The organism is Brachybacterium sp. 107, assembly GCF_052379725.1.
Taxonomy (GTDB): Bacteria; Actinomycetota; Actinomycetes; order Actinomycetales; family Dermabacteraceae; genus Brachybacterium.
In genome coordinates this window covers 131,743-151,088 of sequence record NZ_JBQSYW010000008.1, presented here as the reverse complement: position 1 = coordinate 151,088, position 19,346 = coordinate 131,743, and the positions used below count along the sequence as shown (strand labels likewise).

At 69.6% G+C, this 19,346-nt stretch carries 19 protein-coding genes and 2 tRNA genes; 9 read left to right on the top strand and 12 right to left on the bottom strand.

The window, feature by feature from the left end; translation table 11 throughout:
• Positions 1-2: 2 nt before the first annotated feature.
• From nrdI to ACT3UL_RS11145, 3 genes are all read right to left on the bottom strand, one after another.
• On the bottom strand, positions 3-401 hold the full coding sequence (gene nrdI / locus ACT3UL_RS11155) for a class Ib ribonucleoside-diphosphate reductase assembly flavoprotein NrdI (RefSeq protein ID WP_343922047.1): 399 nt from the start codon (positions 399-401) through the stop codon (positions 3-5).
• A 30-nt stretch (positions 402-431) separates the two neighbouring features.
• Positions 432-689 (bottom strand): glutaredoxin-like protein NrdH, encoded by a 258-nt coding sequence (nrdH, locus tag ACT3UL_RS11150; RefSeq protein ID WP_193118877.1) that lies wholly within the window; start codon positions 687-689, stop codon positions 432-434.
• A gap of 611 nt (positions 690-1,300) precedes the next feature.
• On the bottom strand, positions 1,301-2,896 hold the full coding sequence (locus tag ACT3UL_RS11145) for a Gfo/Idh/MocA family oxidoreductase (protein WP_444578295.1): 1,596 nt from the start codon (positions 2,894-2,896) through the stop codon (positions 1,301-1,303).
• Between the two features lie 268 nt (positions 2,897-3,164).
• On the opposite strand from ACT3UL_RS11145, the gene ACT3UL_RS11140 reads away from it, so the two are divergent.
• Together ACT3UL_RS11140 and ACT3UL_RS11135 are read left to right on the top strand one after the other, a co-directional pair.
• Positions 3,165-3,839 (top strand): lysophospholipid acyltransferase family protein, encoded by a 675-nt coding sequence (locus tag ACT3UL_RS11140; RefSeq protein ID WP_444578294.1) that lies wholly within the window; start codon positions 3,165-3,167, stop codon positions 3,837-3,839.
• A 102-nt stretch (positions 3,840-3,941) separates the two neighbouring features.
• On the top strand, positions 3,942-4,325 hold the full coding sequence (locus ACT3UL_RS11135; protein ID WP_444578293.1) for a universal stress protein: 384 nt from the start codon (positions 3,942-3,944) through the stop codon (positions 4,323-4,325).
• A 158-nt stretch (positions 4,326-4,483) separates the two neighbouring features.
• Here the strand turns inward: ACT3UL_RS11135 and ACT3UL_RS11130 are convergent, their stop codons facing one another.
• Positions 4,484-5,977, bottom strand: a complete 1,494-nt coding sequence (locus tag ACT3UL_RS11130; protein ID WP_444578292.1) for a catalase — start codon at positions 5,975-5,977, stop codon at positions 4,484-4,486.
• A 107-nt stretch (positions 5,978-6,084) separates the two neighbouring features.
• On the bottom strand, positions 6,085-6,579 hold the full coding sequence (locus tag ACT3UL_RS11125; RefSeq protein WP_444578291.1) for a Fur family transcriptional regulator: 495 nt from the start codon (positions 6,577-6,579) through the stop codon (positions 6,085-6,087).
• A 308-nt stretch (positions 6,580-6,887) separates the two neighbouring features.
• Between ACT3UL_RS11125 and ACT3UL_RS11120 the strand changes: the two genes are divergently transcribed.
• Entirely contained in the window at positions 6,888-7,433 is a 546-nt protein-coding gene (locus tag ACT3UL_RS11120; protein WP_444578290.1) for a hypothetical protein, read from the top strand.
• Positions 7,434-7,538: 105 nt separating this feature from the next.
• On the opposite strand, the gene ACT3UL_RS11115 is transcribed toward ACT3UL_RS11120, so the two are convergent.
• Both ACT3UL_RS11115 and ACT3UL_RS11110 read right to left on the bottom strand, forming a co-directional pair.
• Positions 7,539-7,892 (bottom strand): hypothetical protein, encoded by a 354-nt coding sequence (locus ACT3UL_RS11115; protein ID WP_444578289.1) that lies wholly within the window; start codon positions 7,890-7,892, stop codon positions 7,539-7,541.
• A 144-nt stretch (positions 7,893-8,036) separates the two neighbouring features.
• A tRNA-Thr gene (locus tag ACT3UL_RS11110) sits at positions 8,037-8,109 on the bottom strand.
• A gap of 295 nt (positions 8,110-8,404) precedes the next feature.
• On the opposite strand from ACT3UL_RS11110, the gene ACT3UL_RS11105 reads away from it, so the two are divergent.
• Together ACT3UL_RS11105 and ACT3UL_RS11100 are read left to right on the top strand one after the other, a co-directional pair.
• On the top strand, positions 8,405-9,829 hold the full coding sequence (locus tag ACT3UL_RS11105; RefSeq protein WP_444578288.1) for a Gfo/Idh/MocA family protein: 1,425 nt from the start codon (positions 8,405-8,407) through the stop codon (positions 9,827-9,829).
• Positions 9,826-10,854, top strand: a complete 1,029-nt coding sequence (locus ACT3UL_RS11100; protein ID WP_444578287.1) for an NEW3 domain-containing protein — start codon at positions 9,826-9,828, stop codon at positions 10,852-10,854. Before ACT3UL_RS11105 ends, ACT3UL_RS11100 begins: the two co-directional genes overlap by 4 nt.
• A gap of 123 nt (positions 10,855-10,977) precedes the next feature.
• Here the strand turns inward: ACT3UL_RS11100 and ACT3UL_RS11095 are convergent, their stop codons facing one another.
• From ACT3UL_RS11095 to ACT3UL_RS11085, 3 genes are all read right to left on the bottom strand, one after another.
• Positions 10,978-12,633: an alpha/beta hydrolase gene (locus ACT3UL_RS11095; RefSeq protein WP_444578286.1), complete on the bottom strand. Its 1,656-nt coding sequence runs from the start codon at positions 12,631-12,633 to the stop codon at positions 10,978-10,980.
• A gap of 201 nt (positions 12,634-12,834) precedes the next feature.
• Positions 12,835-13,569, bottom strand: a complete 735-nt coding sequence (locus ACT3UL_RS11090; protein ID WP_444578285.1) for an ABC transporter permease — start codon at positions 13,567-13,569, stop codon at positions 12,835-12,837.
• Between the two features lie 143 nt (positions 13,570-13,712).
• Positions 13,713-14,711 carry an ABC transporter ATP-binding protein gene (locus ACT3UL_RS11085; RefSeq protein ID WP_444578284.1) on the bottom strand — a complete coding sequence of 333 codons (999 nt, stop codon included), beginning with the start codon at positions 14,709-14,711 and terminating at the stop codon, positions 13,713-13,715.
• 210 nt (positions 14,712-14,921) lie between these two features.
• Here ACT3UL_RS11085 and ACT3UL_RS11080 point away from each other — a divergent pair, with 210 nt between their 5' ends.
• A complete protein-coding gene (locus tag ACT3UL_RS11080; RefSeq protein WP_444578283.1) occupies positions 14,922-16,058 on the top strand; it encodes a sensor histidine kinase in 1,137 nt (378 codons plus the stop codon).
• Entirely contained in the window at positions 16,040-16,714 is a 675-nt protein-coding gene (locus ACT3UL_RS11075; protein WP_444578282.1) for a response regulator, read from the top strand. The genes ACT3UL_RS11080 and ACT3UL_RS11075 overlap by 19 nt, the downstream gene beginning before the upstream one ends.
• A gap of 69 nt (positions 16,715-16,783) precedes the next feature.
• Here the strand turns inward: ACT3UL_RS11075 and ACT3UL_RS11070 are convergent, their stop codons facing one another.
• Entirely contained in the window at positions 16,784-17,149 is a 366-nt protein-coding gene (locus tag ACT3UL_RS11070; protein WP_444578281.1) for a metallopeptidase family protein, read from the bottom strand.
• Positions 17,150-17,313: 164 nt separating this feature from the next.
• Between ACT3UL_RS11070 and ACT3UL_RS11065 the strand changes: the two genes are divergently transcribed.
• Positions 17,314-17,386 (top strand) — tRNA-Glu (locus ACT3UL_RS11065).
• A gap of 81 nt (positions 17,387-17,467) precedes the next feature.
• Positions 17,468-18,604, top strand: a complete 1,137-nt coding sequence (locus ACT3UL_RS11060; RefSeq protein WP_444578280.1) for a tyrosine-type recombinase/integrase — start codon at positions 17,468-17,470, stop codon at positions 18,602-18,604.
• A gap of 65 nt (positions 18,605-18,669) precedes the next feature.
• Here the strand turns inward: ACT3UL_RS11060 and ACT3UL_RS11055 are convergent, their stop codons facing one another.
• Positions 18,670-19,332, bottom strand: a complete 663-nt coding sequence (locus ACT3UL_RS11055; RefSeq protein WP_444578279.1) for an Ltp family lipoprotein — start codon at positions 19,330-19,332, stop codon at positions 18,670-18,672.
• Between the last annotated feature and the right edge of the window lie 14 nt (positions 19,333-19,346).

The following is a 19,346-nucleotide window of genomic DNA, read 5'->3' as shown; positions in this document are numbered from 1 at the left end:
GGTCAGTGTCGCCAAAACTCTTCCAATCCGTCGTGGACCCGCTGCACGTCGCGAGGGGTACCGAACAGTTCGAACTTGTACATGTGCGGGACGCGGCACTTGGCGGAGATGATGTCTCCGGCCAAGCAGTACGCCTCCCCGAAATTGGTGTTGCCAGCACCGATCACGCCCCGGATGAGGTTCCGGTTGCGTTCGTCGTTGAGGAACTTGATGACCTGCTTGGGAACGGCACCGTGGCCGTTGCCGCCGCCATAGGTCGGGGTCACCAGGACGAACTCCTTGTCGGCGACAAGGTGCTCGTCCCGGGGGTAGAGCGGGATCCGGGATGCAGGCATCCCGAGCTTCTCGACGAAGCGATGGGTGTTGCCCGAGACCGAGGAGAAGTAGACGAGGTCAGTCACGCCGATTCGCCCTGCAGCTCCGGGAGCCGATCAGATCGCGGCGGCGCTGCGCTGAGCGCCGGTGGCGGCCACGACGGCCTTGATCTTGTCGGGACGGAAGCCGGACCAGTGGTCCTGCTCGGTGATGACGACGGGCGCCTGGACGTAGCCCATCGACTTGATGCGAGCGAGTGCGTCGGCATCCTCGGTGATGTCGACGACGTCATAGGCCACGCCCGCCTTGTTGAGGGCGCGCTTGGTGGCGTCGCACTGCACGCAGAGGGGCTTGGAGTACACGGTGATGTCCAAGGGAAGGGGCCTTTCTCGAGCGCCGCGCCGGCGGCGCGATGAGGATGGTTCTTGCTGGTGGTTCAGGAGGTCCGAGGACCGTGTCGCGATGCTCTGGAATCTCCCCGTCACCTCTGCCACGAGGGCTTCTGATGCGGTGACAGTTCCCCGGGGAGCCCGGATCGCTGCGACAACGTCAACACTACACCTAGTGGTGCCCCGGCGGAACGACCACAAGATGTACTGAGTTACAACCCTGTCATCCACAATCGACTGTTGACGGGCTGTGGACAGATCGGGAGGGATGGGGACAACCGTCGGAGGCCACGCACGAAAGCCGGGAAAGCATGCACAGAGCAGTGTGGACGACGGGTCCGACAGCCCATCGGCGCGGTGGACGACGGGCTCCGACGAGCGCTGCGGAGCACTCCGACACGCCCCTCACGTGAGGAGGATCCCGGCGTGTCCTGACGGCGCCCGGGCGTGTCGTCGCCATGTCTCTCAGCGGGCCTCGGCGTGTCGTTCCCGGACGCGACGATCCCCGCCTCTCCTGACGATCGGAGCTGCGGGGATCCGGGCCTCCCGGAGGAGAGGTCGCGTGCTGACGGCGGGTCGAGACGGGGCGGGCGGCTTCAGCGGTGCGCCGGGCCCTCCGGCCGGTCCTCGGGCGAGTCCGCGCCCTCGGCGTCCGCCTCGTTCTGCGTCCCCGGGACGATCCAGGCGTTGACCACAGGGTCGGTGGGGACGAGCGGCGTCTGGGCCCCGTCCACGCTTCCGCCCGCGCTGTCGGATCCCTCAGGGGCCGCGTCGGCCGCAGGCGGCGCGGTGACCATCATGGGCGGGCTCGTGGGCGTCGACCGCGACCTGTCGACCGCCGCCTCATCGGCGCTCGGAGCGCCACCATCGATGCCGTCAGCCCCATCGGCGCTGCCGGCCCCATCGGCGCTGCCGGCCGCGTCCATGCTGCCGGCCGCATCCGTGCTGTCGGGGGCATCCATGCTGTCGAGGGAATCCGTGCCGGCGGGGACATCCGTACCGACGGCCTTCGTGTCGTCGGCCTTCTCCTCACCGGCCGGGTCCTCGTCGTCCGTGGGCTCCGCCTCGAGGCTCCGCCCGTCGGCGACCACGATCGCAGAGAGCACCTCGCGCAGCAGCGCGACCTGGGTCTGCGCCTCGGCGGCTCCGGAGTAGGGCAGCGTTCCCTTCTCGACGAAGGCATGGAACGCCTCCCACATCAGCTCCACCGAGCCCTTGGCCGCGGTCGTGGAGGTCTCCTGGACCACGCCGGCCTTCTTCTCCCGCAGCGAGACCGTCGAGCGGCGATCGCCGTGCGAGGGCGCGGGCAGCTCGACCTGCATCCGCCTGCGGGCGGAGAGCACCTGGATGGTCTCGGAGTACTCCGGGGCGAACGGGAGGTAGTGCCAGACCAGCCTCACCTGCGCTCCGCCCTCGAGCTCGCCGAGCAGCTCGATCGAACCGGGGATCACGCCCTTGGGCCAATGACGCACGGCGACCAGGCGCGCGACCGGGCCGTACACGGCCTCGAGCACGGCCAGCTGATGGGCCACGCCGGTCAGCAGGCCCTTGACGTAGAGGTCGCGATCGCGCTGGGTGGCGCCGTCACCGGAGCCGGCGACCACTGCCGCCTGGAGATTCGTGCGGCGCTGGGAGCGCACCTCGGAGGGGAGGTCGTACGAGGACGTGGTGACGTGCGCGCCGCCGAACAGCGGCTGGCTCGCCGGCATCAGCACCTCGTGGTCCACCATCCGCAGGTCCTTGGTGGCGATCTGCTCGGCCATCCGCGACACGGAGTCGTCGTACTGCTGCGGGTAGGCCATCATCACGAGGCGGCGACCGGTCATCCGCTCGAAGTCCGCCACCCGAGCGACCTCTTCCTCGGAATAGCCCAGGGGCGGCTCGGCGAGGATCGGGATGCCCCGCTTCATGAGCTGCAGCAGGTCATCGACGTGCAGGCCATCGGTGGACAGCACCACAGCATCCACGGCGACGCTCTTCGCGCGCACCGCAGCGATCAGGTCGGCGACGCTCTCATAGCGCGCCTCCTCCCCGACCCCCCACACCTCGGAGGATTCCCGGCGGCGACGCGGGGAATGATCCACCAGTGCAGTGACCGCGAAGCGGTCCCAGCGCCGACGCAGCACCGGAAGATGCACGGCCTGCGCCATGGTTCCGGCGCCGATCACGGCGATGTTCAAGGTCTTCGGCATCGACAGGCTCCTCGGGATCGACGGGGACAGCGGCAGCACCACCGACCTGCGGCGGGCGCATCGGCCGTCCCCGGCTGCGCGCCTCGGATTCGGCGCGTGACGCACGCCTGTTCTACCACATCAGCCCGTGCCCGCCCCGTCCGCTTCACCGGCGCGACCAGCGCATCATCTGCGCCTGTGACGAGGCATGCGCTGCGACCATCGGCACCAGGCACCCGCCCGACAGGGATATCGTGGTGCGCGTTCTGAGCCGACCCAGGAGGACCACGTGACCCAGCGCTTCTACATGGGAGTCCGCACCGCTGTGCGCCCTTTCGTCTCTCTCATCTGGAGCCCCCGGATCACCGGACTGGAGAACGTGCCGACCGAGGGCGGCTTCATCATCGCCTCCAACCACCTCTCCAACATCGACAGCTTCGTGCTCCCGGTGGCGTTCCCGCGCCAGATCCGGTTCGTGGCCAAGTCGAGCCTGTGGTCCCAGAAGGGGCTCAGGGGCAAGGTCCTGAAGTGGTTCTTCACGGCCGTCGACGCCGTGCCCGTCGACCGGGAGGCCCTCGCCTCCGGCAAGGGCGCGCTGCAGTCCGCGCAGGTCATCCTCCGCGAAGGGGCGGGCTTCGGCATCTACCCCGAGGGTTCCCGCTCGAAGGACGGCCTGCTGCACCCGGGGAAGCAGGGCGCCGCCTGGCTCGCACTGGAGTCCGGCCGGCCGATCATCCCCGTGGGACTCAAGGGCACGCCCGAGCTCATGAAGAAGAAGCTTCCCGAGCGCGGCGTCGTCAGCGTGCGCATCGGCCGCCCGATCGACTTCAGCGATATCGACCCCGGCGCCTCCAAGGGTGTCAAGCGCCGCCTGATGACGGCACGGATCATGGACGAGATCCAGCAGCTCTCCGGCCAGCAGCGCTCCGAGACCCCCAGTTCCGGGTCCGGCACCGGAGTCTGAGAGCGGCACCGGTCCCCTCCCGGGGCCGTCAGCCCGTAGGATCGGAGCTGGCCGCTCCCCCACGGGCACGGCCGACGCCCGGACCGCACCCGAGGAGAACAGATGGCAGTCGTCGTCGGATTCATCCCCACCGACGTGGGTTTCAAGGCGCTGGCAGCCGCACGCGAACAGGCTGAACGGCGCGGCGGGCCGCTGATCGTGGTCAATGTGGTGCGCGACGGCGTCACCTCGGATCCCCGTCACGCCGACGACCAGCAGCTCGAGATCGCCCGTGACCAGCTCCGGCAGGCCGCCGTGCGCGTCGCGATGCGCCAGGAGCACACCGAGGACGACATCTCCGACGTGCTGCTGCACGTGATCGAGGAGGAGAAGGCGGACCTGCTCGTCCTGGGCATCCGCCGTCAGAACGACCTCGCCCGTCACCTGCTCGGACTCACCGTCCAGAAGCTCCTGCTCTCCGCTCCCTGCGAGGTGCTGGTGGTCTGAGGGCCCTGCCGACACCCCCGGCGCCCTCCCCCAGCACTCCCCTCCGCACGAGCCACACGCACGCACATACACACACGAGCGCGGCGCGCCCCCGGATGCCGGGGACGCGCCGCGCTCGTGTGGCGAACACCGGGCCACCTGGGGTGGCCCGGGACGGATCAGCTGTTCAGCGGGTCGCCGCCGGACTGCTCGTCGGCCGCGGCGGTGCCGATGGCCTTCTCGATGCGCTCACCGATGGTCTGGTCGATGCTCTTCCAGTACTGCAGAGCCTTGGACAGGACAGGCTCCTCGACGGTGCTCAGACCGCCGGAGACGGTCTCGACCAGGCGGTCGCGGTCACCGTCGTCGAAGACCTCGCGCACCAGGATGCCGGGCTGCACGAAGTCGCCGTCCTCGGAGTGGAGGGTGTAGGCGGCGCGCACCAGCTCGCCGTCGGTCTCCCAGCCGTTGTCGACGGGGCCCTGCTCGTCCTGATACGCACGACCGTAGGAGTTCGGCGAGTACACCGGCGCGTCACCGGAGTGCAGGAACTGCATGAACCCCTCCTTGTCGTAGGAGTTCGTGGGCACGACCGGCTGGTTCACCGGCAGCTGGTTGAAGTTCGTGCCGATGCGGTGGCGCTGCGCGTCCGGGTAGGAGAACACGCGGCCCAGCAGCATCTTGTCCGGGGAGACCCCGATGCCCGGCACCAGGTTCGAGGGGCTGAAGGCCGCCTGCTCCACCTGGGCGTAGTGGTTCTGCGGGTTCTTGTTCAGGGTCATCGTGCCGACCTTGATCAGCGGGTAGTCCTTCTTGGACACCGTCTTGGTCAGGTCGAAGATGTTGAAGCGGTAGGTCTTCGCATCCTCATAGGGGATGACCTGGACGGACAGGGTCCAGCTCGGGTTCTCACCGCGGTCGATCGCGTCGAAGAGGTCCCGGCGGTGGTAGTCGCCGTCGGAGCCGGCGATCTTCTCCGCCTCCTCATTGCTGAGGAACTCCAGGCCCTGATCCGTGTGGAAGTGGTACTTGACCCAGAACTTCTCTCCGGACTCGTTGATCCACATGTAGGTGTGCGATCCGTAGCCGTTCATGTGGCGCCAGGACTTGGGCAGACCCCGATCACCCATGAGGTAGGTGACCTGGTGGGCGGACTCCGGGGAGTTCGACCAGAAGTCCCACTGCATGGTGTTCGAGCGCAGGCCCGAGTCCGGGGTGCGCTTCTGGGAGTGGATGAAGTCGGGGAACTTCATGGGGTCGCGCACGAAGAAGACCGGGGTGTTGTTCCCGACCAGGTCGTAGTTGCCCTCCTGGGTGTAGAACTTCAGCGCGAAGCCGCGCACGTCCCGCCAGGTGTCGGGCGAGCCCAGCTCGCCGGCGACGGTGGAGAAGCGAGCCAGCATCGGGGTCTTGCGACCGGGCTGGAAGAGATCCGCCTTGGTGTACTGCGAGACGTCCTCGGTGATCTCCAGCTCACCGAAGGCGCCGGAGCCCTTCGCATGGGGGCTGCGCTCCGGGACGCGCTCGCGGTCGAAGCGCGCGAGCTTCTCGACCAGGGCGGTGTCATGGAGCATGAGCGGGCCGTCGGCGCCGACGCTGAGGGAGTTCGCGTCGGACTCGCGCGGAGCGCCGGATTCCGTGGTGCTCGGGATCGTGGGATCGAAGTCGGTCATATGCGTCTCCTAGGGGTCGTGATGGTTTCTGACACGTTGTAACGATAAGTGCGGACAGTGACGTTCGGACAGTGACGGTCGGGGACAAGGACCCGAACCCCGGAGGGTCAGGGGGATTCGGGGGTGGCGTGCGCGGCGGACGGCTCAGCCGACGAGTGCGCGGCGGACGGCTCGGCCGACGCGTGCGCGGCGCGGCACCGGGAGCAGATGCCTCGGTAGACGACGTCGGCGATCTCGATGTCGAAGCCGTGGTCGTCGGAGGGGGTCAGGCACGGCGAATGGCCGATGGAGCAGGGCACGTCCTCCAAGCGGCCGCAGCTGCGGCACACGAGGTGATGGTGGTTGTCGTGCCGATGCAGCTCGTACTGCATGCTCCGACCGCCCACGGAGACGCGGCGCAGGAGTTCCGCGTCGGACAGAGCGTTGAGCACGTCGTAGACAGCCTGCCGGGACACCGTCCCGAGCTGCCCGCGCACCGCATGGGCGATCACCTCGGCGTCGGCATGAGGATGCTCGGCGACCGCGGCCAGCGTCGCGAGCCGCGGGGCGGTCACGCGCAGTCCTGCCTCGCGCAGGGCGGAGGGGTGGTCGAGCGTCGGCATACCCCGACCATAACGTGCACTCTGGACTTAATCAAGAAAAGGTGGACGGGTCCGACCGACGGCACCGCTGCCGCGCCGCCTCGTCCGTCCACACCTCATGACAACACGGGGCGCAGGCGGGGCAGGCGATCCGTGCCGCACACAGCCTGCGGGTCAGCGCCCAGCAATGGTGCACGCAGCAGTACATTGTCCTTCGGCCCGCGCAGTCCGGCCGCACGGCAGCACGGCAGCACGGCAGCACGGCAGCACGGCAGCACGGCAGCACGGCAGCACGGCACAGACACCACGATCACAGGGATTCGACACATATGAGCACACCAACGAAGAATGCCGCCGCCTGGGCCTCGACCCTCGCCCAGGGGGAGCCGGTGACCTTCCGCTTCTCCCGCCTCCGGGCCGCGCTGCTCGCTCTGCTCTGCGTGCTCCTCATCCTGGTCGGCTTCGTCCTCGGCCTCGCCGCCAGCGGCGTCGTCATGCTGCTCGGCTGGCTGATGGTCCTCGGATGTCTGCTCCTGATGGTCGTCCAGATCCGTCGCGCGATCAGCCCGGCCGTCGGCCTCACCGTCGCACCGAGCGGCCTCACCATGACGACCGCGCAAGCGGGCGAGATCCCCTGGGCGGAGATGCTCGACGTCGAGCTCATCACGCAGGATTCCAACCGCCAGATCGAGCTCGGGGTGACCAACGCCGAGGCCCAGCGGCAGTTCGACGCCGGACTGGTCACGGTGTTCGATCGCGAGAAGGCGGATGGGCGCATGCAGAAGGCACTGTGGCTGCCCGCCGGCCTCGCCGCGTCCACGCCCGCGCTCACCTCCTGGATCGACGAGGAGCTCACCGCGCGTCGCCGCGCCTGAATGGGACCCCCTCGGGGTCGTCGATGCCCGAGACGCGTCACGATGTCGGCGCGAGCCGGGCACGGAGGTCCTTCTCGGCGCGCGTCCGCAGTCCTCGAGGGATGCTCAGCCGAGCAGGAGGACGACGACCTGCGATCCGACGAATCCGACGATGGCGGTGACCAGGTGCGACGCGCCGATGGTGGTGCCGATGATCGCGGCGACCCGGCGTCGGCCCTTGGCGAGCAGCCCGACGATGCCGAGCACGGTCCCGACCAGGGCGATGAGCGCCTGCGGGAGCGCCGTCAGCAGCCCCACGAACTGATAGGGAAGCTGGAACCTCGAGAGGATCAACGGAATCGCCGGAGAGAGCATGATCGTCGCGGTGCCGACGAGGAGCAGCAGCACTCCCGCGATCACGGAGGCCACGCCGAACGGGTTGGCGCCTCGAGATGCATCGGGGGTTACGGCGTGGTCCATGGCAGCTCCTGCCGGGTCGGGATCGTGAGGCGACTCTAGCGCCGGCAGCCCCCTCGGCGCCGGGGACCGACGTCACCCACCCGCGTGACCATGACAGCAGAAGACCCCCGCACCTGGGAGGTGAGGGGGTCTTCTGACACTCGGAGCCGCCTACCAGAATCGAACTGGTGACCTATTCATTACGAGTGAATCGCTCTACCGACTGAGCTAAGGCGGCGTTTCCGCCGGTCACGCGACCGACCAGTCCACCTTACGGGACACATATGGCCGGGCGCAAAGCCGCATGGCGCGATCCCCGTCACGTCACCCAGGGCGCCCCCCCTCCGGGGATGAGGCACCCGCGCCGACGCCGCGCCCGCCAGCAATCCCGCTTCGTCTTCTGTGAATCCTTTGACACGGCGCGCACTCGATGAGAGGGTCGTCACACTCCGGGTCGGAAGTCGTCCAGACCCGGAGTTCCCTCGCGCCACTGTCGATGCGAAGCGGATCCGACCACCACGAGGTGATCCTGCATGCCCCAGTCCCCCTTCCCGTCACGACGCACCCTCCTCACCGGCGCCGGTCTCTCCGGCGTCGGCGCTGTCGGGGCCCTCGGTGCCTCATCGGCCGGAGCCGCGCCGCTCCCCGTCAAGAAGCCGACCAAGGCCCCCATCCCCGGCAAGGCCTCCATGATCGACGTCCCCTACGAGCAGCGTGACACCGTGCGCATCGGCCTGATCGGCCTCGGCGCCCGCGGCAGTTCCATGGCCGCCGGATGGGCCGCCGTACCCGGCACCTCCCTCGATGCCGTGTGCGACATCCGCGCCGACCGCGCCACCCGCACCGCCGACGCTCTCGAGAAGGAGGGCCATCCCCGTCCCCGCGAGTTCGGCGGCGCCGACACCTCCTTCCAGGAGATGCTCGATGCCGTCGAGCTGGACCTGGTGTACATCGCGACGCCCTGGGAATTCCACTATGCCCACGGCAAGGCCTCCCTCGAGGCCGGCGCGAACGTCGTGGTCGAGCTCCCGGTGGCCTGCGAGGTCGACGAGCTGTGGGACCTGGTAGCCACCAGCGAGAAGACCGGCAGGCACCTCTCCCTCTCGGAGAACACCTGCTACGGCCGCAACGAGCTGGCGATGATGCGCGCCGCCCATGCCGGGCTGTTCGGCGACCTGACCAACGGGCACGGCGCCTACCTGCACGACCTGCGCGCCCTGATGTTCGACGAGAACTACTACACCGACCACTGGCGTCGCACGTGGCACACCACCCATAACCGTTCCTTCTACGCGATGCACGGGCTGGGCCCGGTCGCCAACGCGATGGACATCAACCGCGGGGATCGCATCGCCACCATCCGCGCCACCGCCACCGCACCCCGGGCCCTGGCCGACTACCGCGAGAGGTTCATGCCCGCGGATCACCCCTCGTGGGAGGACACCTACATCAAAGGCGACCTCATCACCTGCCTGCACGACACCGAGCTGGGTCGTGTGATCCGCACCGAACACGACGTCTCCTCTCCCCGGCCGTACAGCCGGATCAACTCGATCGCCGGCACTCGCGGCGTGTTCGAGGACTACGTCCCAGTCGGGGAGTCCGGGGCCCGGATCTACACCGAACCCGATCACGGCGACGACGCCTGGCGCCCGTTCGACAGCTACCGCGAGGAGTTCGACCACTGGCTGTGGCGCACCGTCGGCGACGACGCCGAGCAGAACGGCGGCCACGGCGGCATCGACTACCTGCTGCAGTGGCGCTTCGTGCAGTGCATCCGGCTCGGCCTCGTCCCGGACATCGACGTCTACGACTCCGCGACCTGGTGCGCTCCGGTGCCCCTCAGCGAGGAGTCCATCAATCAGGGCGGGGCCGTGCTCGAGATGCCCGACTTCACCCGTGGACGCTGGTCCGAGGTCCGTCAAGGTATGGATTCCCACGAGAAGGAGATGCCGTGAACTCCCCCGAACTCCCCACCGCTCCCGTCGTTCCCGCCGCTCGGGCACAGCAGCTGCGGGGTGCCGGCCGCGCCGCGGTGGTCCTCGTCCTCGCACTGCTCGTCTCCCTCGCCATGGCCGGGAACGCCCTGGCAGCGTCCGCGCCCTCGCAGACCACGGTCCAGATCTCCCCGGTCGACCTCACCCAGGAGGACACCGTCCAGACGGTCACCGTCACCGTCGCCAACGCCTCCCGGGCGCCGATGACGCGCGTGAACGTCTCGCTGCGGGGTCCGGCCGGATGGACCGTCGGCCCGCAGACGATCGACATCCGACGGATCGACGCCGGCGAGCGCGCACACGCCGTCTTCGACGTGCGCGTTCCCACCCTGCGCGACGGGTTCCGCATGTACCCCTTCACCGCGACCATCACCTACAACGGCGGTGACGGCATCGGCACCGCGACCCAGGAGCGCGTGCTGACCTCCGGCGAGCCCGTCGACTCGATCGCCGCGGCGCGCAACAACGTCGGCATCACCACGCTCGCGTCGGTGGCCCAGGGTGACTTCGACGGCGACGGCAACTCGTTCTCGGCCGAGGCCCTCGAGGCGGTCGAGGTCACCCCGGGAGCGACCCTCGAGGGGGCAGGGACCGAGTTCACCTGGCCCGATGTCGCCGCCGGTGAGGCGGACAACGTCACCGCCAGCGGTCAGGCGATCGAGGTCGACGATACCGGGAGCCAGATCGGCTTCCTCGTCTCCGGCTCGGGGTTGAACGCGACCGGGACAGTGACCGTCTACTACACCGACGGCACCGGTGACGAGGGCACCCTCGGGGTCCCGAACTGGACGGGAGTCGGGGCGAACCTCGACGCGGAGGTCGTCGCGGCGACGAAGGGGCGCAACACCCCCGAGGGCTACGGCAACGAGAACGGCACCTACAGCGTCTTCGCGACCGCCGTCGAGATCGACAGCTCCAAGACGGTCGACGTCGTGGTGCTGCCGGGCAACTCGTCGATCCACGTGTTCGACATGGTCATCAGCTGACCGCGGTCCGCCGAGCGGCTACGGCCCCCGGCGGACGCCGCGCCCGGCGGACGCCGCGCCTGGCGGACCGTGCGCCCGGCGGACTCTGCGCTCGGCGGACTCAGCGCCCGGCAGACTCTGCGCTCAGCAGCTGAAACCGTTCTCCGGCACGGTGTCGTCCAGGAGGTAGGCGTCGACCTGCTCCTCGATGCAGCCACCGGAGCGCCCGTACGCGGTGTGCCCGTTGCCGTCCCAGGTCAGGTGCACGCCGCTGTCCAGCTGCTCGGCCAGGGCCGTCGACCAGGCGTACGGGGTGGCCGGGTCACCGGTCGTCCCGATCACCACGATGGGCGCCGCACCGTCGGCGGAGATCTCCGCCGGCTCGCGCACCGGGGCCTGCGGCCACTGGGCGCAGTCATCCTTGGCGATGTTCGACCCGAAGGTGGGGAACTGCTCCGCGATGCGCGCTGCCTCCTGCTTCTCCCACTCCGCGTCGGCGACGCGGGGATGGTCCAGGCAGTTCACGGCGGTCATCGAGAACGCGGCGCTGGTGCGGTACGAACCGTCCAGCTGGCGCTCGGCGGAGCGGTCGTCCATCTCCAGCAGCTGGCTGCCGTCACCGTTCATCGCCGCGCTCACCGCCTGTCGGCCCGTGGGCCACAGCTCGTCGCTGTACATCAGCGTCAGCACGGCGGAGCGGGCGAGGGAGCCGGTGAGGGGCCGATCGGGGTCCCCGCTGTCCACGGGTGACTCGTCGGCTGCCGCGAAGAACGCGTTCAGCTGCTTCTTCGCCTCGGCGACGTCGCCCTTGAGAGGGCACGACTCGGCCGTGTCCAGGCAGTCCTGGATGAAGACGTCGGCCGCCTTCTCGAAGCCCTCCGCCTGCCCGGCGACGAACTCGTCCATCGTGAGCGTGGGATCGATCGCCCCGTCCAGCACGAAGTGCCCGACGCGGCCGGGGTACAGATCGGCGTAGCTCGATCCGAGGTAGGTGCCGTAGGAGTACCCGAGGTAGTCGAGCTGGTCACTGTTCAGGGCCGAGCGCAGCACGTCCATGTCGCGTGCGGAGGAGTAGGTGTCGAGGTAGGGCAGGACCTTCCCGGAGTGCTCCTCGCAGGATTCGGCGATCCGCGCACCCCATTTCTCGTACTCCTGGGTGGACTCGGCGGAGATCGGCTGGCCCTTCACCGCGCGGTACTCATCGGTCTCCTGATCGGTCAGGCACTCGACTCCCTCGGAGCGGCCCACGCCCCGCGGGTCGAAGGCCACCAGGTCGTAGTCGCTGAGCACCGCCGGGGAGACCATGTACGGCGCGGATTCCATGTAGTTCACGCCGGAGACGCCGGGGCCACCCGGGTTGAACACGAGCGATCCGGCGTCCTGCTCGGAGCCGGGGATGCGTGCCACCGCGAGGTCGATGTCCGTGCCGCTCGGATCGTTCCAGGCGAGCGGGACGGTGAGGGTCCCGCACTCGAGGCCGTCGGCGACGACGCCGTCGCACGCGCCCCACTCGATGTCCTGCTCGTAGTACCGGGCGTACTCCGGATCGGTCGACGGGTCGGTGGGCAGATCCTGCGCGGCCGACGTGCCGAGCTCCTCCAGCGGGAGGCCCTCCTCGCTGTCCGGAGCCGGCTGGGCCGGGTTTCCGCCATCGCTGGACCCGCCGTCGCCGGCCCCGCCATCGGCGCCGCCCTCCGGCCCGCCGCCGAGCTGGCTGCAGCCGCTGAGCAGCAGGACCGTCACGGCGAGTGCCGCTGTGAGTCGGGCGAAGGGCCGTCGCGGCTGGGCGGCGAGTGTCATACAAGGTTTCCTTGTCCTGGGGCGGAGCGGGATGGTGCGGGCGCGCCGGGCGCGCGACGGCCCGGCCATCCTAGGCCCCGCGGATGGCAGGTTCCGCGAGCCCCCGGCGAACCGGGGCAGGACGGTCCGGGTCGGGTCAGGACGGGGCAAGTCGGTTCGGGGCAAGTCGGTTCGGGGCAGGCCAGGACGGGGCAGGACGGGTCAGGACACCTCGCGGCTGTTCCAGCGCCACGCGCCGTAGGCGGCGGGCAGGACCACGAGCAGGGCGAGGGGCAGCAGCTCGAAGGCGGTGGCGTCCCCGGTGCCGAGTGCCATGGCAGCCGTCTGGAGGTCGACCGCCCGCACGATGTCCATGATCGTCTCGGACCCGGTGAGCATGGCGATCGCGGTGGCGGTGCCGACCACGAACGGGATGCCGATCGCGGCGACCAGGCCGAGCACGGTGGACTGCAGGGCGATGCCCACGGCGAGGGAGAACAGCAGCGTGGCCCCGAGCGTGGCGAGCAGGGAGGCGAGCGCATCACCCATCCCGGAGAAGACAGCACCATCCCCGATCAGCTCGCCGCCGATCCAGGTGGTCAGCGCCGCCATGGCGACGGAGATCGCCAGGAGCACGACGACCACGACGATCGCCGCGATCACCTTGGAGGCCAGCACCCCGAGGCGTCCGGGGCGCTGCAGGAAGGTGAGCTGGATCGAGCCGTCGGACCATTCCCCTGCGGTGATCAGCACGGCGATCACGGGGATGATCAGCGACAGCGGAAGGCTGAGGACATAGAGGGTCAGCGCCATCTCGGATGTGGAGTCGGGAAGGAACAGCGGCTGCAGGAGCCCGGCGAGGGCTGCGAAGCCGACGATGAGGATCAGCGAGATCGTCATCAGGATCGCGGTGCCGCGGGTGTCGAGATGGGCGCGGAGGTCGAGTGCGGGTCTCATGGGAGGTCTCCTCGAAGAGGTGGGGTGCCGGAGAGGGCGAGGGGTGCTGGTTCGCGTGGTGCGTGGCGAGCGATGCTGGTTCGCGTGGTGCGTGGTGCGTGGTGCGTGGTCGTGCCGTGAGTGATCGGTCGGCGTCGACGAGGTCAGGGCCCGCCGACCACGGCGGGCTGGGACTGCCCGGTCGGCGCACCGGACTCCTCATCGGGTTCCGTCTGGCCGGTCAGCGCGAAGAAGACCTCCTCGAGCCCGCCGTGATCGGTGGCGCCCAACGTGGTGAGGACGATCTGCTCGCGCAGGGCGAGGCGTCCCATGTCCTCCGGTGCCAAGCTCACCTCGAGCTCGTCCCCGGAGCGGCGCTCGTAGGCGATGCCGTGGGTGTCGAGGGCGGTGCGCAGGGCCTGGGGATCCAGGGCGCCCACCCGGGTGCCGCCCTCGCTGGTCAGCTCGTCGAGCGTGCCTTCGCGCACCAGGCGGCCGCCGGCGATCACGACCAGCTGGTCCACGGTGGCCTGCACCTCGCGCAGCTGATGGCTGGACAGCAGCACGGTGCCGCCGGCGTCGGCGAAGGAGCGCAGCAGGCGTCGCATCCACCGGATCCCCTCGGGGTCCAGGCCGTTCGCGGGCTCGTCGAGCACCAGCACGGCCGGGTCCCCGATCAGTGCCACGCCGATGCCGAGCCGCTGGCGCATGCCATAGGAGTAGCCGCCCACCCGCTTCGCACCGGCGTGCCCCAGACCGACGGTCTCGAGGACCTCGTCGGCCCGGGAGGCGGGCATGCCGATGGCGCGCGCCGCCAGGCGCAGGGTCTCCAGACCGGTCCGGCCGCGGTGGAGCGCGCCCGCGTCGAGCATCACGCCGATGGTGCGGGCGGGGTGATCGAGGCTGCGGTAGTCGACACCGCCCACGAGCGCCCGGCCGGCGTCGGCCCGGGCGAGGCCGGTCAGCACGCGCAGCGTCGTGGACTTCCCGGCGCCGTTGGGGCCGAGGAAGCCGGTGACGCTGCCGGGCCGGCAGGTGAAGCTCAAGTCGTCGACCACGGCGCGGTCGCCGTAGAACTTGGTCACGCCCTGCACCTCGATGGCGGCGGACGTGCCGCGGGCGGCGGAGGTGCCGCGGGCGGCGGGGCTGGTCTGTGAGGTCATGTCCCTACGATCCGTCGCCGATGCCCCGCACGGACAGCGACCGGGGGCCAGCGCGGGCGCGACGATCGTCGGCCGCAGGCGGGCCGACGGGGGCGCGACCCCCGACCTGCGTCGGGGGCGGGTCCTCCGCGGGGCCGACCTCCGGCTGGAACCCGGGCCGACGAGCCGGCCGCAGGACCGGACGCCCGCTCGCGCCGATACAGTGACGGAGTGGAAGAACTGGGAGCGCCCGTGCGCCGGACCTGGCAGGACGTGACGCTCAGCGTCCTGATCCTGGCCGAGGCCGTGCTGTCGGCGATCCTCGCCGCCTCGGGCTGGGATCTGCTGCGCGCCGTGCTCATCGTCGGCCTCGGCGCGGCCCTCCTCCTGCGCCACCGCCACTGGCCGTGGCTGCTCCCCCTCGTGCTCGCGCTCAACGCCGTCGCGTGGTCGCTGGTGGTGCTGGTCGTCGTCCCGTTCGCCTACGCGACGCGCAGCAGCCGGCGCGCGCGCACCCTGCTGGTCGCCCTGCTCGCCGTCGTGGCCGGCATCGTGCCGGAGCTGAGCATGAGCGGGATCGGCTTCGGGATCGTCGGGATCACCGGCATCGTGGTCACTGCGCTGATCGTGGCGGCCTCGGCGTCACTGGGCATGTACGTCTCGACCCGTCGGATGCTGCTCGCGCAGCTGAAGAAGCGCGCCGAGCAGGCGGAGTCCGGCCAGGCGGTCGCCCAGGAGCAGGCCCGACGCGCGGAGCGCACCCGCATCGCCCGCGAGATGCACGACATCGTCGCCCACAAGATCTCCCTGGTCGCCCTCCAGGCGGGCGCCCTCGAGGTGAACCCGAACCTCGAGCGCGAGCAGGTCCAGCAGTCCGCGGCGCTGATCCGGCAGACCGCCACCACCGCGCTCTCCGAGCTGCGCGAGGTGCTGGGCGTGCTGCGCGGCGACGGCGAGGAGGCCCCGCTGGCACCCCAGCCCACCTGGGACGACGTGCGCCGCCTGGTCGCCACCTCGCAGGAGGCCGGCATCTCCGTGGACCTGTTCGACTTCATCGACGACCAGGTGCCCGACCAGCTCGCACGCACCGCCTTCCGCGTGGTGCAGGAAGGGCTGACGAACATCCACAAGCACGCCCTGCACACCAAGGCCCGGGTGGCGCTGATCGGTGAGCCGGGCACCGACCTCGTGATCGAGGTCAGTAATGTACTTCCCAAGGGGTTCACGACGGATCTGCCGGGGGCCCGCATGGGTCTGTCCGGGATCGAGACCCGTGTGACGCACGCCGGCGGCACGATCACGTCGGGCCCCACCGATGAAGGACGCTTCGAAGTGAGGGCGGTGATCCCATGGCCGATGACGACGTGACCCGTGTGGGACTGGTCGATGATGATTCCCTGGTACGAGCCGGGCTGGCGATGATCCTGGGCGCCGACCCGGCGATCGAGGTCGTGGGTCAGGGCGGCGACGGCACCGAGGCGGTGACTCTCGTGCAGAAGCACCGCCCCGACGTGCTGCTGATGGACGTGCGGATGCCGGGGCTCGACGGCATCGCCGCGACCAAGGCGGTCTCCGCGCTGCCGAACCCGCCCAAGATCATCATGCTCACCACGTTCGACATGGACGAGTACGTGTTCCAGGCGCTCGAGGCCGGGGCCAGCGGCTTCCTGCTCAAGGACACCCCGCCGCAGGACCTCGCCCGGGCCGTGCACGTGGTCGCCGGAGGCGATGCGATGCTCTCGCCCACCATCACCCGGCGCATGCTCTCCCACTTCTCCGACTCGAACCCCGGCACCCGCCAGGACCGTCACCCCGGGATCGAGCAGCTCACCGAACGGGAGACCGAGGTGCTCGGCGCCGTCGGGGCCGGGCTGTCCAACGCCCAGATCGGGATGCGGCTGTTCATGAGCGAGGCGACCGTGAAGGCGCACGTCTCGAAGATCTTCGCCAAGCTGGACTGCACGAACCGGGTCCAGATCGCGATCATCGCCCACGAGGCCGGGCTCAGCGACCTCGACGCCTGAGCGCGGTCGTGCGGGCCGCGGTGGCCGCCATGATGAGCGCTGCGGAGGCCACCATGGTGAACGCGGCGCTCAGCCCCAGCCGAGCTCGTGGAGCCGCTTGTCGCTGAGGCCGAAGAGGTGTCCGAGCTCGTGCAGCACCGTGACGGCGATCTGTTCGACGAGGTGCTCGCGGGAGGCGGCCACGCGCTGCAGCGGTCCTCGGAACACGAAGATGCGGTCGGGCTGGGCGTAGCCGTCGAACACGGAGCGCTTGTCCAGCGGGATCCCCTCGTACAGGCCCAGCAGCTCGGTGCCGTCCGCATGCTCGAACTGCGGCTCCTCCTCGATGAGGATCGCGACGTTCGCCTCCGCGATCGACCGGGCGATCTCCTCGGGCAACGAGTCGAGCGCGTCGTCGACCGCTTCCTCGAACTCTTCTCGGCTGATCCGGATCATGGGCCCATGGAACCACGCCGTCGGCCGGCCCGGGAGCCGCCCGTCGCCGCACCCGGACATCCAGCGGCCGACGATTCGTGTCGCGTATGCCGCATCGACGGGATTCCCGCAGACGCACAGCACCTTCGATGGGTATGCTCTGCGTCGGGCACTTCGTTGCCCGGGCCCCCATCGTCCAGTGGCCTAGGACACCGGCCTTTCACGCCGGCGACACGGGTTCGAATCCCGTTGGGGGTACTGCACCTGACCTGCACTGACGCTCGTCTGTCGGTCCCGCGGACTACCGTGCGGACTACATCCGAGTCCCAGGAGCAGCAGATGGCCTCCATATCGGTCCGCCCACGCAAGGACGGCACCACCGCATACAGGGTTGCGTTCCGAATCACACGAGGCGGAACCCCCACCACCGAGACGTTCGACAACCACCGCGAGGCCGCCGCCTTCTCCGCCCTCGTCGATCGGATCGGCGGACCCGCCGCCCGCGCCAAACGCATCGCCCTCGAGCACGGCGGACCCGTCCGTCCCGCCCTCGCCGAGGTGCTCGACGACTACATCGCCGCGGCACCAGACATCACCGCCGGCACGGCCGCCGAGTACAAGCGGATCCTCGTCCGGTCCGGGCTCACCGACCAGCTCGGCGCCCTCCCCGTCGACCTGATCGACCGTACCGACATCGAGCGGTGGGTCCAGGCACGGGCCGTCACCCCGTCGGTGAAGACGAAGCGGCCAGTATCAGCGAAGACGATCCGCAACGAGCACGGCCTACTGTCCGCGCTGCTCGAGCACGCTCAGGACCGCGACTGGGTCGACGGCAACGCCTGCGACGGGGTACGACTTCCCGCGCGCGAGCACCACGACATCCGCATTCTCACCCAGGCGGAGCTCGGCACCATCCTCGAGACGATCAGCGACCTCTACCGGCCACTGGTGCTGCTGCTCGCCGCGACAGGGCTCCGCTGGGGTGAAGCGACGGCACTCACGTGGGCCGACGTGAACAGCGACTCGTGCACCTTCACGGTGCGGCGCGCATGGAAGCACGACGAGACGCACCAGCGGATCCTCGGCGCGCCCAAGACGCGGCGCGCACACCGCACCATCGAGACCACGCCGAAGATCATCGCCGCGCTCGGCGCCCGGGGGAAGCCCGGCGCTCTGGTGTTCACCAACAGGGCCGGCCGACCGATCCAGCACCAGACGTTCTTCGAGTACCACTGGAAGAAGGCGACGAAGAAGATCACACCGCGTCCGCGGGTCCACGACCTAAGGCACTTCGCCGCGTCGCACATGTTGGTCTCCGGCGCCGACCTCTTCGAGGTGTCCCGCGCACTCGGTCATGAGTCGCTGAAGACCACCTCCGACGTGTACGGGCACCTGGTCCCGTCGCGCACTCGGCCGACGGTCACGCATGCCACGATGCTCGAGGCATTGATCCCCGGCCCGCGAGCGGCCGCCTGACGCACGAAGAACACGCCCCCGGCACGGTGACGGTACCGGGGGCGTTTCGTCGCATACTAGGTGCCTCAGCCGTCCAGGTTCTCCAAGGCGTAGTCCGCCTCTTCCTTGGTGAACTGGCCTCCGTACTCGGAGGTGAGTTGATCGTGGATAGCGTCGTTGGACATCGACATGGTGTCGCGGTAAGACTCGGCAGCTTCGAGAGCCTCTGCGTTCCAGTCCGCGTCGACGTTGTCAACGGCGTACTGCGCGGCATCGTCAGGGAACTGGCCGCCGTACTCCGAAGTGAGCTGGTCGAGCAGGCCCTTCTTCGAGAACGGCATGATGTCCACGTAGTCCTGGGCCTGTGCGAGCGCGGTATCCCCCTCGGCGGGTACGCCGGACTCGTCTTCCGCGGCCTCCGGCTCCTCTTCCGTGGCCTCCGGCTCCTCTTCTGCGGTCGTCTCTTCGGGCGCAGGGTCCTCTTCAGTGGCCTCGGTCGTCTCTTCGGAGGATGGGGCAGGAGCGTTGACCGGGTCATCATCACCGCCGCCGGCGACGCTTGCGACAACAGCGATGATCACGATGATGATAACGATCAGTGCGCAACCTCCGCAGCCCAAGGTGATCCACTTGCCCGGCCCCTTCTTCTTAGGGGGGACGGGGGCAGGCGCCCCGCCGTACTGGGGCTGTGCCGCGAAGTTCGGCGATGCGGGTGCGCCCTGGGGTTCGGGCGCGGGGGGCTGAGACATGTGGTGATCCTTGT

Bases quoted from the DNA above. Each gene is read 5' to 3' on its own strand.
- ACT3UL_RS11085 (WP_444578284.1), bottom strand. From the start codon at position 14,711: ATGACCTCACAGACCAGCCCCGCCGCCCGCGGCACCTCCGCCGCCCGC.
- ACT3UL_RS11090 (WP_444578285.1), bottom strand. From the start codon at position 13,569: ATGAGACCCGCACTCGACCTCCGCGCCCATCTCGACACCCGCGGCACC.
- ACT3UL_RS11130 (WP_444578292.1), bottom strand. From the start codon at position 5,977: ATGACCGACTTCGATCCCACGATCCCGAGCACCACGGAATCCGGCGCT.
- ACT3UL_RS11125 (WP_444578291.1), bottom strand. From the start codon at position 6,579: ATGCCGACGCTCGACCACCCCTCCGCCCTGCGCGAGGCAGGACTGCGC.
- ACT3UL_RS11115 (WP_444578289.1), bottom strand. From the start codon at position 7,892: ATGGACCACGCCGTAACCCCCGATGCATCTCGAGGCGCCAACCCGTTC.
- ACT3UL_RS11120 (WP_444578290.1), top strand. From the start codon at position 6,888: ATGAGCACACCAACGAAGAATGCCGCCGCCTGGGCCTCGACCCTCGCC.
- ACT3UL_RS11055 (WP_444578279.1), bottom strand. From the start codon at position 19,332: ATGTCTCAGCCCCCCGCGCCCGAACCCCAGGGCGCACCCGCATCGCCG.
- ACT3UL_RS11070 (WP_444578281.1), bottom strand. From the start codon at position 17,149: ATGATCCGGATCAGCCGAGAAGAGTTCGAGGAAGCGGTCGACGACGCG.
- ACT3UL_RS11095 (WP_444578286.1), bottom strand. From the start codon at position 12,633: ATGACACTCGCCGCCCAGCCGCGACGGCCCTTCGCCCGACTCACAGCG.
- ACT3UL_RS11135 (WP_444578293.1), top strand. From the start codon at position 3,942: ATGGCAGTCGTCGTCGGATTCATCCCCACCGACGTGGGTTTCAAGGCG.
- ACT3UL_RS11105 (WP_444578288.1), top strand. From the start codon at position 8,405: ATGCCCCAGTCCCCCTTCCCGTCACGACGCACCCTCCTCACCGGCGCC.
- ACT3UL_RS11145 (WP_444578295.1), bottom strand. From the start codon at position 2,896: ATGCCGAAGACCTTGAACATCGCCGTGATCGGCGCCGGAACCATGGCG.
- ACT3UL_RS11060 (WP_444578280.1), top strand. From the start codon at position 17,468: ATGGCCTCCATATCGGTCCGCCCACGCAAGGACGGCACCACCGCATAC.
- ACT3UL_RS11075 (WP_444578282.1), top strand. From the start codon at position 16,040: ATGGCCGATGACGACGTGACCCGTGTGGGACTGGTCGATGATGATTCC.